The 12227-nt window shown below is 44.7% G+C and carries 17 protein-coding genes; 16 read left to right on the forward strand and 1 reads right to left on the reverse strand.

Annotated features, from left to right (window positions below; translation table 11 throughout):
* The first annotated feature begins 130 nt into the window (after positions 1-130).
* Both CH373_RS11420 and CH373_RS11425 read left to right on the forward strand, forming a co-directional pair.
* Complete coding sequence (locus CH373_RS11420) at positions 131-586, forward strand: hypothetical protein (protein ID WP_100714445.1); 456 nt, start codon at positions 131-133, stop codon at positions 584-586.
* 376 nt (positions 587-962) lie between these two features.
* The gene (locus CH373_RS11425; protein ID WP_100714444.1) at positions 963-2306 is read left to right on the forward strand and encodes a cyclic nucleotide-binding domain-containing protein; all 1344 of its coding nucleotides are present in this window, start codon (positions 963-965) and stop codon (positions 2304-2306) included.
* Positions 2307-2394: 88 nt separating this feature from the next.
* On the opposite strand, the gene CH373_RS11430 is transcribed toward CH373_RS11425, so the two are convergent.
* Positions 2395-3354: a hypothetical protein gene (locus CH373_RS11430; protein ID WP_100714443.1), complete on the reverse strand. Its 960-nt coding sequence runs from the start codon at positions 3352-3354 to the stop codon at positions 2395-2397.
* A gap of 249 nt (positions 3355-3603) precedes the next feature.
* Between CH373_RS11430 and CH373_RS11435 the strand changes: the two genes are divergently transcribed.
* Genes CH373_RS11435 through rplN form a run of 14 tightly spaced genes read left to right on the forward strand, consistent with a single transcriptional unit; the run spans position 3604 to position 12226 of the window.
* Positions 3604-5496, forward strand: coding sequence for an elongation factor G-like protein (locus CH373_RS11435; RefSeq protein WP_165778818.1), 1893 nt, complete (start codon positions 3604-3606; stop codon positions 5494-5496).
* Between the two features lie 48 nt (positions 5497-5544).
* Positions 5545-6750: an elongation factor Tu gene (gene tuf / locus CH373_RS11440; RefSeq protein WP_100714441.1), complete on the forward strand. Its 1206-nt coding sequence runs from the start codon at positions 5545-5547 to the stop codon at positions 6748-6750.
* A 10-nt stretch (positions 6751-6760) separates the two neighbouring features.
* Complete coding sequence (gene rpsJ, locus CH373_RS11445; RefSeq protein WP_008593919.1) at positions 6761-7069, forward strand: 30S ribosomal protein S10; 309 nt, start codon at positions 6761-6763, stop codon at positions 7067-7069.
* Positions 7070-7080: 11 nt separating this feature from the next.
* Positions 7081-7701, forward strand: coding sequence for a 50S ribosomal protein L3 (gene rplC, locus CH373_RS11450; protein ID WP_100714440.1), 621 nt, complete (start codon positions 7081-7083; stop codon positions 7699-7701).
* A gap of 15 nt (positions 7702-7716) precedes the next feature.
* Positions 7717-8355: a 50S ribosomal protein L4 gene (gene rplD / locus CH373_RS11455; protein ID WP_100714439.1), complete on the forward strand. Its 639-nt coding sequence runs from the start codon at positions 7717-7719 to the stop codon at positions 8353-8355.
* Positions 8352-8660: a 50S ribosomal protein L23 gene (locus tag CH373_RS11460; protein WP_100714438.1), complete on the forward strand. Its 309-nt coding sequence runs from the start codon at positions 8352-8354 to the stop codon at positions 8658-8660. The genes rplD and CH373_RS11460 overlap by 4 nt, the downstream gene beginning before the upstream one ends.
* A gap of 3 nt (positions 8661-8663) precedes the next feature.
* Positions 8664-9503 (forward strand): 50S ribosomal protein L2, encoded by an 840-nt coding sequence (rplB, locus tag CH373_RS11465; protein WP_100714437.1) that lies wholly within the window; start codon positions 8664-8666, stop codon positions 9501-9503.
* A gap of 10 nt (positions 9504-9513) precedes the next feature.
* On the forward strand, positions 9514-9795 hold the full coding sequence (gene rpsS / locus CH373_RS11470; RefSeq protein WP_100714436.1) for a 30S ribosomal protein S19: 282 nt from the start codon (positions 9514-9516) through the stop codon (positions 9793-9795).
* Positions 9795-10127, forward strand: a complete 333-nt coding sequence (rplV, locus tag CH373_RS11475) for a 50S ribosomal protein L22 (protein ID WP_100714435.1) — start codon at positions 9795-9797, stop codon at positions 10125-10127. Before rpsS ends, rplV begins: the two co-directional genes overlap by 1 nt.
* An 11-nt stretch (positions 10128-10138) precedes the next feature.
* Positions 10139-10816: a 30S ribosomal protein S3 gene (gene rpsC, locus CH373_RS11480; protein ID WP_100714434.1), complete on the forward strand. Its 678-nt coding sequence runs from the start codon at positions 10139-10141 to the stop codon at positions 10814-10816.
* Between the two features lie 31 nt (positions 10817-10847).
* Entirely contained in the window at positions 10848-11261 is a 414-nt protein-coding gene (gene rplP / locus CH373_RS11485; protein WP_100714433.1) for a 50S ribosomal protein L16, read from the forward strand.
* Positions 11258-11560, forward strand: a complete 303-nt coding sequence (gene rpmC, locus CH373_RS11490; RefSeq protein WP_100714432.1) for a 50S ribosomal protein L29 — start codon at positions 11258-11260, stop codon at positions 11558-11560. Before rplP ends, rpmC begins: the two co-directional genes overlap by 4 nt.
* 2 nt (positions 11561-11562) lie before the next feature.
* Positions 11563-11832 (forward strand): 30S ribosomal protein S17, encoded by a 270-nt coding sequence (gene rpsQ, locus CH373_RS11495; RefSeq protein ID WP_100714431.1) that lies wholly within the window; start codon positions 11563-11565, stop codon positions 11830-11832.
* A gap of 1 nt (position 11833) precedes the next feature.
* On the forward strand, positions 11834-12226 hold the full coding sequence (rplN, locus tag CH373_RS11500; protein WP_100714430.1) for a 50S ribosomal protein L14: 393 nt from the start codon (positions 11834-11836) through the stop codon (positions 12224-12226).
* The last annotated feature ends 1 nt before the right edge of the window (position 12227 follow it).

The raw sequence follows: 12227 nt of genomic DNA on the forward strand, positions 1-12227 counted from the left end.
GTGAAAAGGGTGGCCGTACTTCCACCGCGCCGGCCCCCACCCAAAAAAGGGTGGGGCCTTTCCAAAAGGGCCTACTGGGAAATTCGGAGAAATACTTACAAGATTTTGGCTTTTTCCCGATAGAAAAGATATGGGAAAGAAAGCACTCTTACTTATCTTACTGGCCTTTACGAGCCAATGTACATATTTATTTGATAAAAAAGAACCGGAGGATTTTACCAATACTCAGGTAGCGCTAGCGGTAGGTACGGCGCTCGTAGGAACTCCTTGCCCTGGTCAGGCTGCGATTCGGATCTTGAACACAGAGCAGGAAGGAGTTCGATTTACACTGCACGCGTCAACTGATGCTTCTTGCGCAACGGCTTTAAAGCCCAATTATTTGTTAAAGACAAATGAACTGAGCGAATACGAATGCTTTCCGGCGGCGGCGCCGGAAGATGTCGTGAATCCGTCTACTGATATCACGAATTACAAGTTTCATGATGATATTGACGCTACTTGTTCAGTTCCGTTTCCTTTCTTTGCAGGCCAGAAATACACGATAACTTTTGATGGAGTTCGATATACCTATCGGATTGACGAATAATTCGAACTGAGACTTGGATTTACTTTCGCGTCGCAGGAGATAATCTGCGAGCTCACAGCTCTCTTTTTCGGACAATCGAGAGTGTAATTTGAATTTTATGGTCCCTTGGGAAGCTTGTTGTTGATTTTCCAGGAAGAGCCCCGCCCTTCCTGGGCGGGGGCCGGTTCGGTGGAAGTACCGCACCTCTTTTCACAAATTCACCTTTCTAGCAAGTCTGTTTTTCTTTTAAGAATTGTAGGAGGTCCTACAATAGCTTCTCCTTAGGAATAATGAATCATCTCCTTATTTAATATCTTTGTTCCCTAACGGAGCCATTTAATTTTCGCTATCCAAGTGAAATTCCATCCTTAGACTATAGCGAAATTCGGATATAGTCATGTTTGGAAATGTTACGAAAGCGCGGATTTTTTGGGATATACTTGTTTTTGTTTGTATTCTTTATGCATCCGTAGAAGCACCGCTGCGGATTGTGATTTCTTATGAGCAAGGCCTGGTAATTGCTTCGCTTTACTTTATCGTAGATTTTATTTTCTTCTGCGATATTTTCTGGAACTTTTTCACTTACAGCGAAAAACATCAATCTTGGAAGTGGGAAAAAAAATCCGCAATTATTAAGTATTTTCGTACATGGTTCGCGTTGGACCTTACCGCGGCTTTCCCCTTTGAGTTTGTTACTCAACTGGCATTTGGACTCCAACAATCCGAACATCCTCATCTGTATTTGGTCTTAGGAATTACGAGAATCGTTAAAGCGCTTCGTATTGCAGGAATATTACATAGATTGAATATAGCCCTAAAGCCCGCGCCCGGCATCCTTCGACTTGTGCTTTTCGGATTTTGGGTCGGAGTAGTCGCACACTGGTGCGCTGTCGGCTGGCTATATTTGGATCAACTTGAACCGACCAAGACGGGCTTTGACGATTATATAAAAGCTCTTTATTGGACAGTGACCACTTTGGCAACTGTAGGATATGGAGATATCACCGCTTCGAATACTACACAGAGAATTTACGCGATGATTGTAATGATTTTGGGAGTCGGTGTTTATGCTACCGTTATCGGTAATATCGCTACTATATTAAGTAATTTGGATATGGTTAAAGCGGAGCAGCAAAAGAGAATGGCCCAAGTCGATTCCTTTCTGAGATCGCATGGAATTCCTTTTGATTTGCGAAGGAAGGTCAGAGATTTTTACATGTATCGAATTGAACGGGGTTGGGTGGAAGATGAGAACAAACTACTTAGCGATCTCCCTAATTCGGTGCAGAGAGAAATCAAGATCCATCTCCATAAAGAATTGTTAGAAAGAGTTCCTTTTTTAAGAGGAGCGAATCCTCAATTAGTTACAAATCTAGTATTCGCATTGAAGCCAGTCATGTTTCTTCCAGGGGATATCATATTTCACAAAGGAGACGTAGCTCACCATCTCTACATATTAAGTCAAGGCAGCGTAGATGTACTTTCTGAAAACGAAGAGTCTGTGCTTGTTTCTTTGCACGAGGGTCAATTTTTTGGCGAACTTGCCCTAGTGACCGAAGAGCCAAGGTCCGCCACCATTCGAACAAGAACCACGTGCGAGACTTACACATTGTTCAAGGCCGATTTCTTGAAAGCTCTGGATCAATTTCCTGAATTCAGGAAGGTTGTGGAATTCGAAGTGTCCAAGAGAAGAATTCAGCACGATTCTCGGGAAAAGAGAGTCCAGAAAGGAGAAGAATAGAGAATTCGCTGAAGGATCTCTATTTTCAATGAGGAAGTTCTTCAAAAACTTCCATAGGCGCAGTAACACAGCGAAATCTCTCTGACGGTTAGGAACTTTGCATTAAGGAGAGTATCGTTTTTTTGTACTCCAACTTGACTTCACTGGGCTTTAACTCAATCGAGCGTTCAATGCTTTCCAGTGACTCGTTAAACAACTCCATCGCGACTAGGATTTCTGCTTTCGTGTGATAAGCAAGTTCATTGTTTTCATCAATGGATAGTGCTTTCTGGATTGCGTACAAAGCCACTTCCAGGTTTGTTCTAATCATACGGAATGCTTTGTTGTTAAGTTGCAAAGGATCATCCATATCGTCGATTTCATCCTTAAGATAAATACTGTACGATTTCTTGTAAGCCTCATTTTGAAGTACTTCTAGTTGGTCATCGGGAACGTGCTCGAAATCGAACGGATCTTCCCTATGAAAGTGCGGGTTCCAGATGCGCCATTCATTTTCATAAGATCCTAGTTTATATGGAATTTCAAATTGTGCATAGTGATCGTCGACTAACACAAATTCGCTTTCTCGAGCGATAGTCCCAGTCAACGATTCGATCGGGATTTTCTCAAAATCAGTAGAATATTGAACTTTCCAGTGTTCTGAGTCCGGTAGCTCGTCGACTAGAATCCATTCGACATTTCCCTGCGCGTCTGTTCTGCGAAGCTTTAGATCTTCTTCCCATTTTTTGTGGAAGTTGCAATTTACGGAAGGGCATAGTTCCTCCTCTGTAAATCCTATTTCGTCGAAGTCCTCGATCTTCATTCGAATATAAGGGCGCGCATCAATTTTCTGAGTACGGATTCCGTTTTGATACGTTTGTACAATAATGTCACAACCGTAAAATAGTAAAAGATAATTCGCGCCCAGTACTGGATTACTCAGGAAGGAATGAATCGAATGAATCACGTCTGCTTTCTTATCCAATACAAAAAGATAGCTCATCCTGGCTGATCCAGGTCCGATAAAAATCTCAACTGTGTAGAAGGATCGAGGTAATATATTCTCCATTCAGTTATCCTGTAAAAATCGTGAGGACGTTGGTCCTTTCACTAAAATCATCAAGCAAATATTCCTAAGCTGGAAAACCTTCCTTAAATCGGAGAATGAAACAACCTGAGAATTCATTTTACCTAAATAAACAAATTGACTATGGGGGAGTTCCAGGAATCCATTGTTAAGCCCGCTTTCGCAAGCGAACCTTCTTTACTTGCTATCCTCAAAAGCAGAATCACTTGAAGTCCAATGCAGAAAAAGTCTTTGCCAACTTTAAACCCAGGGATCTTTGCCCATATCGATGCGGGCAAAACGACTCTGCTCGAAAGGATTCTATTCGAAACAAATAGAATCTCTGCACCAGGCACGATCGAAGAAGGAACTACTGAATCCGATTACCTTCCCGAAGAAATTGAAAGAGGGATTTCCATTCAATCCACTGTCGCACGGATTCCTTGGCCCAACGAAGACAAACCAGTCCTGCATTTGCAATTCGTGGATAACCCCGGGCATTTGGATTTTCAAACGCAGTCAAATGCTTCTCTATTAGTTGTCGATTTTGGGCTCGTGCTGATCGACGCATACGAAGGTTTAAAGTCCCAGACGTTTCAAAACGTAGAAGCTCTCCGAAAGGCCGAAAAACCAATATTATTTTTTTTGAATAAACTAGACAAGGCAGACTCGGAAGTTCTATCTCCGCTTGTTGATTTGGAAACCGCCCTCGGTGCGGAACCGGAACTCTTGTTTAAAGAAGATGGAACTTATCCGATTCTCTCCAATCTTGCAACCGAATCCGAGTTAATTCGATTTTTGGAATGGGATCCTGTTCTCTCGGAAAAATACTTAGTGGATCCGCGCAAATTGCATGCTATTGCTCTGGAAGGTTTGATCACAGGTTTTTGGCAAGGGAAGATCTTTCCTGTGCTCGGCGGCTCTGCTCTAAAAGGAACCGGCGTGAAGGAGCTCCTGCAAATCCTTCACCTCTTGGCTCCGGGAAAACCGAAATTAAGCGTACTGCCTAAAGAAGCACTCGCGGTAGTATTTAAGCACGAGATCCATCCTGAACTAGGCAAACTGATTCATTTTCAAGCCAGAACTCACCTCAAAAAGGGACAGGAAGTATGCTATTTAGGCCAAAAAGCAAAGCTGGCCACCCTGTATAAAGTTTCCGCAAGAGATTACGAAGAAGTCAGTTCGGGAGAAGAAGGGGAGCTCCTCGGCACCACTTCTCTAGAACTTGCTCCCCCTGGGCAAATTCTCTGGAAAGACCCTAAATCAGAATCTGCGAAGGGGCTCGGGAACCTTCTCCTCCCTGTGCGAAAGCAATTCCAGATCGTACTCGAACCAGAAAGATCAGAAGATCGGGATTCCTTATGGGAAGCTTTGCAGCAGCTCAAATGGGTGGATGAAGGAATAGAGACCGTAATCCTGCCAGAAACCGGTCAATTTCGTCTCTCAGGGATGGGTGAGCTACACTTAGAAGTGGCTTTGAGCAGGCTAAAACAGTTTTTTACAAAAAACTTTCAAACTAGTGGAATCAAGGTTGCAAGCTTCGAGCTTTGGAAAAAATTGGTCGAACAGGTCGCATTTCAGCATACCGCGTTCGATCAAAAGATCTCGAGCGGTCAGGTGCTCGCGTCCTTGGAAAGCTCCAACAGCTTCTCCAAGGGAGTGCGGTTTAAAATTAAACTACCTGAGTCAGTAGAGGAGGCGATCACTTCGGCTTTTTTTGAAGTGACCGCAAGAGGAAGAGAAGGGGATGAAATCCTCGGTCTCAATCTTGTCGTTGAAGATTACAAATCTCCATTAGGAGTTTCTGAATCTGCTTTCGAGCTCTCTGCTTTGATTAAGGTAGCGGTTATCAAAGGCTTAAAGGACATAATTCCGGGTCACACCGAACTGATCGGTCCTCTTACCATGCTGGAGATTCTTTTACCAGAGATTTATCTCGGTGATGTATTAGCTAGCTTGGCAAAAAGGGAATCAAAGATTCGTAAAGTAGTTACCGTGTCGGAAGGAAGGTCCTTGATCCAGGCAAGCGCGGCCTCTCGAAACTTGCTTGGCTTTAGCGGCGTGCTTAGAAATATGGCACAGGGAAGGGGCGTCCTATCTTTGGACACCCTTTTCGACTTTGATCACCATTCTGTATTACATTAAATGAGTCCCGTGAGGGTTCGTTAACAAAGTAAGGAGTTTAAAAGCACTATGGCTAAGGAGAAATTCGACAGGTCCAAACCTCACTTAAACGTCGGTACGATCGGACACGTAGACCACGGGAAGACTACCCTAACTGCAGCTATTACCACAACTCTCGCAAAAGTAGTAGGCGGTAAAAACAAAGCAGTTGCATACGATCAGATCGATAACGCGCCTGAGGAAAAAGCACGTGGAATCACGATTGCTACGTCTCACCAAGAGTATGAGACAGCTAACCGTCACTATGCGCACGTGGATTGTCCAGGTCACGCTGACTATGTTAAAAACATGATCACCGGAGCAGCTCAGATGGATGCTGCGATTCTGGTTGTATCAGCGACTGACGGACCAATGCCTCAAACGAAAGAGCACATCTTGCTCGCTCGTCAGGTTGGCGTTCCATACATTATCGTATTCATCAACAAAGCGGACATGCTTGCAAACGATGAGCGTGAAGAAATGATTCAAATGGTTGAAATGGACGTTCGTGACTTGTTAAACAAGTACAACTTCCCTGGAGACGATACTCCAATCGTTTACGGATCAGCTCTGAAAGCTCTCGAAGGCGACGAGTCTGAACTCGGAACTAAAGCAATCATCAAATTGATGGAAGCTTTGGACACCTATGTTCCAACTCCAAAACGTATCATTGATAAGCCTTTCCTAATGCCTGTAGAAGACGTGTTCTCGATCACTGGTCGTGGAACTGTTGCTACTGGTCGTGTGGAACAAGGAACTCTCAAAATCAACGACGAAGTGGAAATCGTGGGAATCCGTCCTACCACCAAAACTGTTGTTACTGGAATTGAAATGTTCCGCAAGCTACTCGATGCAGCAGAAGCTGGAGACAACATTGGTGCTCTACTCCGTGGAACCAAGAAGGAAGATATTGAGCGCGGACAAGTTCTCGCGAAACCGGGTTCAATCACTCCTCACAAAAAGTTTAGCGCGGAAGTTTACGTTCTTACCAAAGACGAAGGCGGACGTCACACTCCGTTCTTTAACAACTACCGTCCACAGTTCTATTTTAGAACTACCGATATTACCGGCGTTTGTAACCTTCCTAGCGGTATGGAAATGGTGATGCCTGGTGATAACGTGACAATGTCTATCGAATTGATCCACCCGATCGCAATGGACAAAGGTCTCAAATTCGCAATTCGCGAAGGCGGAAAGACCATTGGTTCCGGCGTCGTGGCAGAGATCGTCGAGTAAGAGTAGGAAAATGGCTGGCCAAAAGATCAGAGTAAAGCTAAAGGCGTTCGACCATAAATTGATCGACCAATCAACTTACGAGATCGTAGCCACTGCCAAGAGGACCGGAGCTACCGTCTCCGGTCCAATCCCTCTTCCTACGAAGAAGGAAATCTATACAGTGCTCCGTTCGCCTCACGTAAATAAAAAATCAAGAGAGCAGTTTGAGATGAAAACTCACAAACGGCTAATCGATATCCTCGACACTAACGAAGACACAGTCGAAGCACTGATGAAGTTGCAATTGCCGGCAGGTGTGTCTGTGGATATCAAATCCTAAGGAAAAAGCCAATGGCAAAGGGATTAATCGGTAAAAAAATAGGGATGTCCCAAATTTTCGACGAACAGGGAAATATTATACCTGTAACCGTCTTGGAAATTGGCCCCTGCGCAGTTTCCCAGCTAAAGTCCGTCGAAAACGACGGATACGAAGCGGTTCAATTAGCCTTTCAGGACGAAAAAGAGAAACATTTGTCCAAGGCCCAAAAAGTACATTTGGAAAGAGCCAAGCTGGGTGCGAAGAGAGTGTTGAAGGAATTCCGCAATTTTGGAGACCAACCTACTCCTGGTTCCGTTCTCAAGATCCAGGACGTATTTGCTGTTTCGGATACCGTTAAGGTGACTGGAGTTAGCAAAGGGAAAGGGTTTCAGGGCGTGATCAAGCGTTATGGACACCACGGTGGTCCAGGTGCTCACGGTTCTCGTTTTCACAGACATCCGGGTTCCATGGGATCCAACACGACACCAGGTCGTGTTTTTAAGGGACGCAAGCTCCCAGGTAGAACTGGGCACGATGTGGTTTCTGTTCGTAACCTGAAAGTAGTTCGTATTCACGAAGCGGACAATTTGGTTTTTGTTAGCGGCTCGGTTCCCGGCACTGCAAACACGATTGTCACGATCGAGAAGATTTAAAGATCCGGTAGAGTCATGAAAGCACAGAAGTTCTCCAAAGAAGGTAAGTTGGTCTCGGAAATCGAGTTACCTGCTGCATTATTCGAATCAAAATACAGCAGCGGTGCAATTTACGACGCAATTAAGGCGGAAAACGCAAACTTGCGGTCAGGAAATCATTCCACAAAAACCAGAGCGGAAGTATCTGGGGGCGGTAAAAAGCCATGGTCCCAAAAAGGAACCGGCCGCGCTCGCCAAGGATCCATTCGCGCTCCGCAATGGGTGGGTGGTGGAACTGTCCACGGACCGAAAAAAAGGGATTATTCTTATAAAGTATCTCCGAAAGTAAAGCGCCGTGCAGTTCTTTCTATTTTGAATAAGAAAGCACAAGGTGCTTCTATCAAGGTAATCGAAAACCTCGATCCGAAAGAATACAGCACCAAAGCGTTCGACACTTTATTCAAAAATATCGGACTCAGAAACACTGGAACGATCGGCTTGTTGGTCGATGGCGAGAACGTGTTCCTGAAGAAGTCGGTTCGCAATATTCCTACTGTGAAATACATTAATTCAAAACGTATTTCCTGCAGAGATATATTATACAATCGGAATATAGTAATTACAGAAGGCGCTTTAGGCGAGATGCTGAAGCACTATGGAGAGAGCAGCAAATGAATCTTCACGAAGTAATTATTTCTCCAATTATCACCGAAAAGTCTCAGGACTTAGAAACGATCGGCGAAAAGGCCGGAAAAAGAACCGTGAAATACTCGGTAGAAATTCACCCAAGAGCAAATAAAACTCTGGTGAAGGAAGCATTTAGAAAGATCTACAATGTGGTCCCTTCTTCTGTGAATATCCAAGTTTACCGCGGAAAGATCAAAAGATTCCGTCATATGCCCGCACCGAAAGCTCATTGGAAGAAAGCTATCGTAACCTTCCGTGACGGTGCTAGCATCGACTTCGGAAAGGAAGCATAGAAAATGGGAATTAAGAAATTTAAACCCGTTACTTCCGCGACTCGTTTTAAGTCTGTATTGGACTTTGCAGAGATTACGGAAAGCGAGCCGTTTAAGCCTCTAACGATCTCTTTGAACTACAAAGCAGGCCGTGGAGATGGCGGAAAAATTTCCGTACGTCGCAAAGGCGGAAGAGTAAAACGCAAATATCGCATTATAGACTTTAAGCGTCGTAAAACCGGAATTCCAGCTACTGTGAAATCTGTTGAATACGATCCTTACAGATCTGCATTCATATCGCTCATTTGCTACAAGGATGGAGAATATGCTTATATTCTAAATCCGGATGGGGTAAAAGTAGGTGATGTAGTTCTATCTGGAGACATCGCTGAAATTAAAGCAGGGAACGCACTTCCTCTGGGAAAAATTCCTCCAGGCACAAACGTGCATAACGTGGAATTGAAAATCGGAAGAGGCGGACAAATCGCTCGTACTGCTGGTTCTTTTGCTACCATCGCTGGTAGAGACGGAGAATACATTCTCCTGAAATTGCCGAGCTCCGAAGTTCGTAAGGTTCACCAGAACTGTTACGCAACCATAGGGATTTGCAGTAACAAGGATCATAACCTTGTTTCTATCGGGAAAGCAGGTCGCTCTCGTTGGTTAGGTCGCAGACCGAAAGTCCGCGGGGTTGTGATGAACCCTGTTGATCACCCGCATGGTGGTGGTGAAGGTCGTACTTCCGGTGGTCGCCACCCAGTTACTCCTTGGGGTATTCCCACCAAGGGTTATAAAACTCGTCGCAAAGCTAAGCCTAGCGATAAGTTCATCATCCAGAAAAGAAAAGGGAATAGGAGCAGGTAGGTAAATTCGAATGGCTAGATCATTAAAGAAAGGCCCGTTCATCGATGATCACTTGATGAAAAAGATCACCAAGATGAACTCCGAAAATCAGAAAAAACCGTTCAAGACCTGGTCTCGCAGAAGCACTATTTTCCCAGACATGATCGGGCATACTGTAATGGTTCACAATGGGAACAAATTCATCCCTGTTTATGTGAACGACAATATGATCGGACACAAGCTCGGGGAATTTGCACCGACCCGTACATATCGGGGACATGCAAATGCTGACAAAAAGGTCGGTAAGAAGTAATGGAAGCAGTCGCTGTAGCAAGATACGTCAGAATGTCTCCTCGCAAACTCAGACTCGTTGCGGATGAAATCCGCGGGTATGAGGTAGCGGAAGCATTAGATATTCTGAAATATACAAACAAAAGAGCGATAGAGCCTATCTACAAGTTGATCCGTTCCGCCTCTGCGAATGCACAGGTAAAGAGCGAAGCTGTAGATACTGCAAAGATGTATATCAAAAAGATCCTCGTGGATGAAGGACCGATTCTAAAAAGATTTCGTCCTCGTGCTCGCGGCCGTGCCGCCAGGATCCGTAAGAGAACTAGCCACGTAACTGTGGTGATCTCGGATTAATAGGGGAAATCATGGGACAGAAAGTAAACCCAATCGGACTTAGGATCGGAATCACTCGCGGGTGGGACTCTATTTGGTTCTCCCAACAGGATTATAGAAAAAATCTACACGAAGACATCCGTATTCGTCGCTTCTTGCAGAATCGTTTTAAGGAAGCTGGTGTAGTAAAAGTAGTCGTAGAGCGTTTTCCTGAGAAGATCAATGTAAACTTGCATACTGCAAAACCAGGTATCGTGATCGGTAAAAACGGCGCGAATATCGAAGCAGTAAAGAAAGTGATCAAAACAATGAGCGAAAAACCGCTCAACCTCAATATTATCGAGGTGAAAAAACCGGAAACTGTAGCTCAGTGCATTGCTGAATCTATCGCGATTCAAATCGAAGAGCGTCAACCTTTCCGGAGAGTGATGAAGCAAGAGCTTCGTCGTGCAATGCGCGGTGGAGCGGAAGGAATCAAAATCATGATCTCCGGCCGCTTGAACGGAGCTGATATGGCTCGCCGTGAGAACTATAAAGAAGGAAGAATTCCTCTTCATACATTGCGTGCAAAAATCGATCTCGGATTCCGGGAAGCTAAGACCACTTACGGCCAAATCGGAGTGAAAGTCTGGACTTACACCGGAGATTATATCCAAAGCAAAGAAGAGTCCGAAGAGGATAAATACGCTGTTAAGAGAAGGACCAACTAATCGTTAGCGATCAGTTGAAAGGAAACGAACGATGTTATCACCGAAACGTGTAAAGTTTAGGAAAAGACAAAGGGGCCGCCTGAAAGGAACCGATGAACGTGGCTCCAAAGTGTCCTTCGGAGAATTCGGCCTGAAGGCTGTAACTTCCGGGCGTTTGACTGCGCGTCAGATCGAAGCAGCAAGGATCACTATCAACCGTCAGGTTAAAAGAGGTGGCAAGCTATGGATTCGGATTTTCCCTCATCTTCCGATTACTAAGAAGCCTGCTGAAACCAGGATGGGTAAAGGAAAAGGAAACCCTGAGTTCTGGATCGCTGAGATTCGCCCTGGACGTATTCTTTTCGAAATGAGTGGTATCGATGAAGCGACCGCTAAGAAAGCGTTGGATCTTGCAGCATACAAACTGCCTGTCCAAACTGAATTCGTGAAGAGGGACATACTATGAAAAAAGTAAAACTACACGAACTGAAAGACGCTGAAATCTTAGTTCAATTGGAAGAAGCTCGCAAGGTATTGCGTACTGCTCGCTTTCAATATGGAGTGGCTCGTTCATTAGAGAACCCTAAGATTATCACTGTTACAAAAAAGAAAATCGCGAAGCTGCTTACGATTCGTAAGGAAAGAGAGCTCGCGGCTAACCCTGGAGAAAAGAAGCAAGCTCGCTTTTCTCGCAAAACTCGCAAAAGCCAGAATCTCGCAAAGGTAAACGCTGCAGCAAAGAAATCGGGGAAGGCTAGGAACTGATTATGGAAACTGCACAGAAGTCCGCAAAAAAATCTCTCTTAACAGAGGGTCGGGTGGTGAGCACTGCTATGGATAAAACCTTAGTGATGCTCGTAGAGGCTCGTAAGACTCACCCTAAATTCAAGAAGATCGTTCGCCAAACTGTAAAAGTAAAAGTGCACGATGAGAAAAATGAATGCCAAGTCGGAGATAGAATTCTCGCGATTGAGACGCGTCCACTTTCTCGTGAAAAACGTCATCGTCTGTTTAAGATAGTAGAAAAGGCAAAGTAAGATGATCCAGCAGGAAACCATCCTCCAAGTAGCCGATAACTCCGGGATTAAGAAAGTTATGTGTATCAAAGTCCTGGGTGGCTCCAAAAAGCGGTACGCATCTGTAGGTGACGAGATCATCGTCGCTGTCAAAGACGCTCAACCGGCTTATGGACTCAAAGACTCCACGGGGAAAAAGGTCCACAACAAAGCGGTGCAAAGAGCAGTTGTAGTTCGCACCAAAAAAGAAATCCGTCGTGGCGACGGTTCGTACATTCGTTTTGATGATAACGCAGTAGCGATCATTGACGATAAAGGCAATCCTAAAGGGACTCGTATTTTTGGGCCAGTGGCTCGTGAGCTAAGAGACAAAAAATACGCGAAGATTATCTCCCTTGCTCCGGAGGTTCTCTAAG

The sequence above is a fragment of the Leptospira perolatii genome (assembly GCF_002811875.1).
Taxonomy (GTDB): domain Bacteria; phylum Spirochaetota; class Leptospiria; order Leptospirales; family Leptospiraceae; genus Leptospira_B; species Leptospira_B perolatii.

Coding starts and splice junctions, on each gene's coding strand:
- CH373_RS11420 (WP_100714445.1), top strand. CDS start 131: ATGGGAAAGAAAGCACTCTTACTTATCTTACTGGCCTTTACGAGCCAA.
- CH373_RS11425 (WP_100714444.1), top strand. CDS start 963: ATGTTTGGAAATGTTACGAAAGCGCGGATTTTTTGGGATATACTTGTT.
- CH373_RS11430 (WP_100714443.1), bottom strand. CDS start 3,354: ATGGAGAATATATTACCTCGATCCTTCTACACAGTTGAGATTTTTATC.
- tuf (WP_100714441.1), top strand. CDS start 5,545: ATGGCTAAGGAGAAATTCGACAGGTCCAAACCTCACTTAAACGTCGGT.
- rpsJ (WP_008593919.1), top strand. CDS start 6,761: ATGGCTGGCCAAAAGATCAGAGTAAAGCTAAAGGCGTTCGACCATAAA.
- rplC (WP_100714440.1), top strand. CDS start 7,081: ATGGCAAAGGGATTAATCGGTAAAAAAATAGGGATGTCCCAAATTTTC.
- rplD (WP_100714439.1), top strand. CDS start 7,717: ATGAAAGCACAGAAGTTCTCCAAAGAAGGTAAGTTGGTCTCGGAAATC.
- CH373_RS11460 (WP_100714438.1), top strand. CDS start 8,352: ATGAATCTTCACGAAGTAATTATTTCTCCAATTATCACCGAAAAGTCT.
- rplB (WP_100714437.1), top strand. CDS start 8,664: ATGGGAATTAAGAAATTTAAACCCGTTACTTCCGCGACTCGTTTTAAG.
- rpsS (WP_100714436.1), top strand. CDS start 9,514: ATGGCTAGATCATTAAAGAAAGGCCCGTTCATCGATGATCACTTGATG.
- rplV (WP_100714435.1), top strand. CDS start 9,795: ATGGAAGCAGTCGCTGTAGCAAGATACGTCAGAATGTCTCCTCGCAAA.
- rpsC (WP_100714434.1), top strand. CDS start 10,139: ATGGGACAGAAAGTAAACCCAATCGGACTTAGGATCGGAATCACTCGC.
- rplP (WP_100714433.1), top strand. CDS start 10,848: ATGTTATCACCGAAACGTGTAAAGTTTAGGAAAAGACAAAGGGGCCGC.
- rpmC (WP_100714432.1), top strand. CDS start 11,258: ATGAAAAAAGTAAAACTACACGAACTGAAAGACGCTGAAATCTTAGTT.
- rpsQ (WP_100714431.1), top strand. CDS start 11,563: ATGGAAACTGCACAGAAGTCCGCAAAAAAATCTCTCTTAACAGAGGGT.
- rplN (WP_100714430.1), top strand. CDS start 11,834: ATGATCCAGCAGGAAACCATCCTCCAAGTAGCCGATAACTCCGGGATT.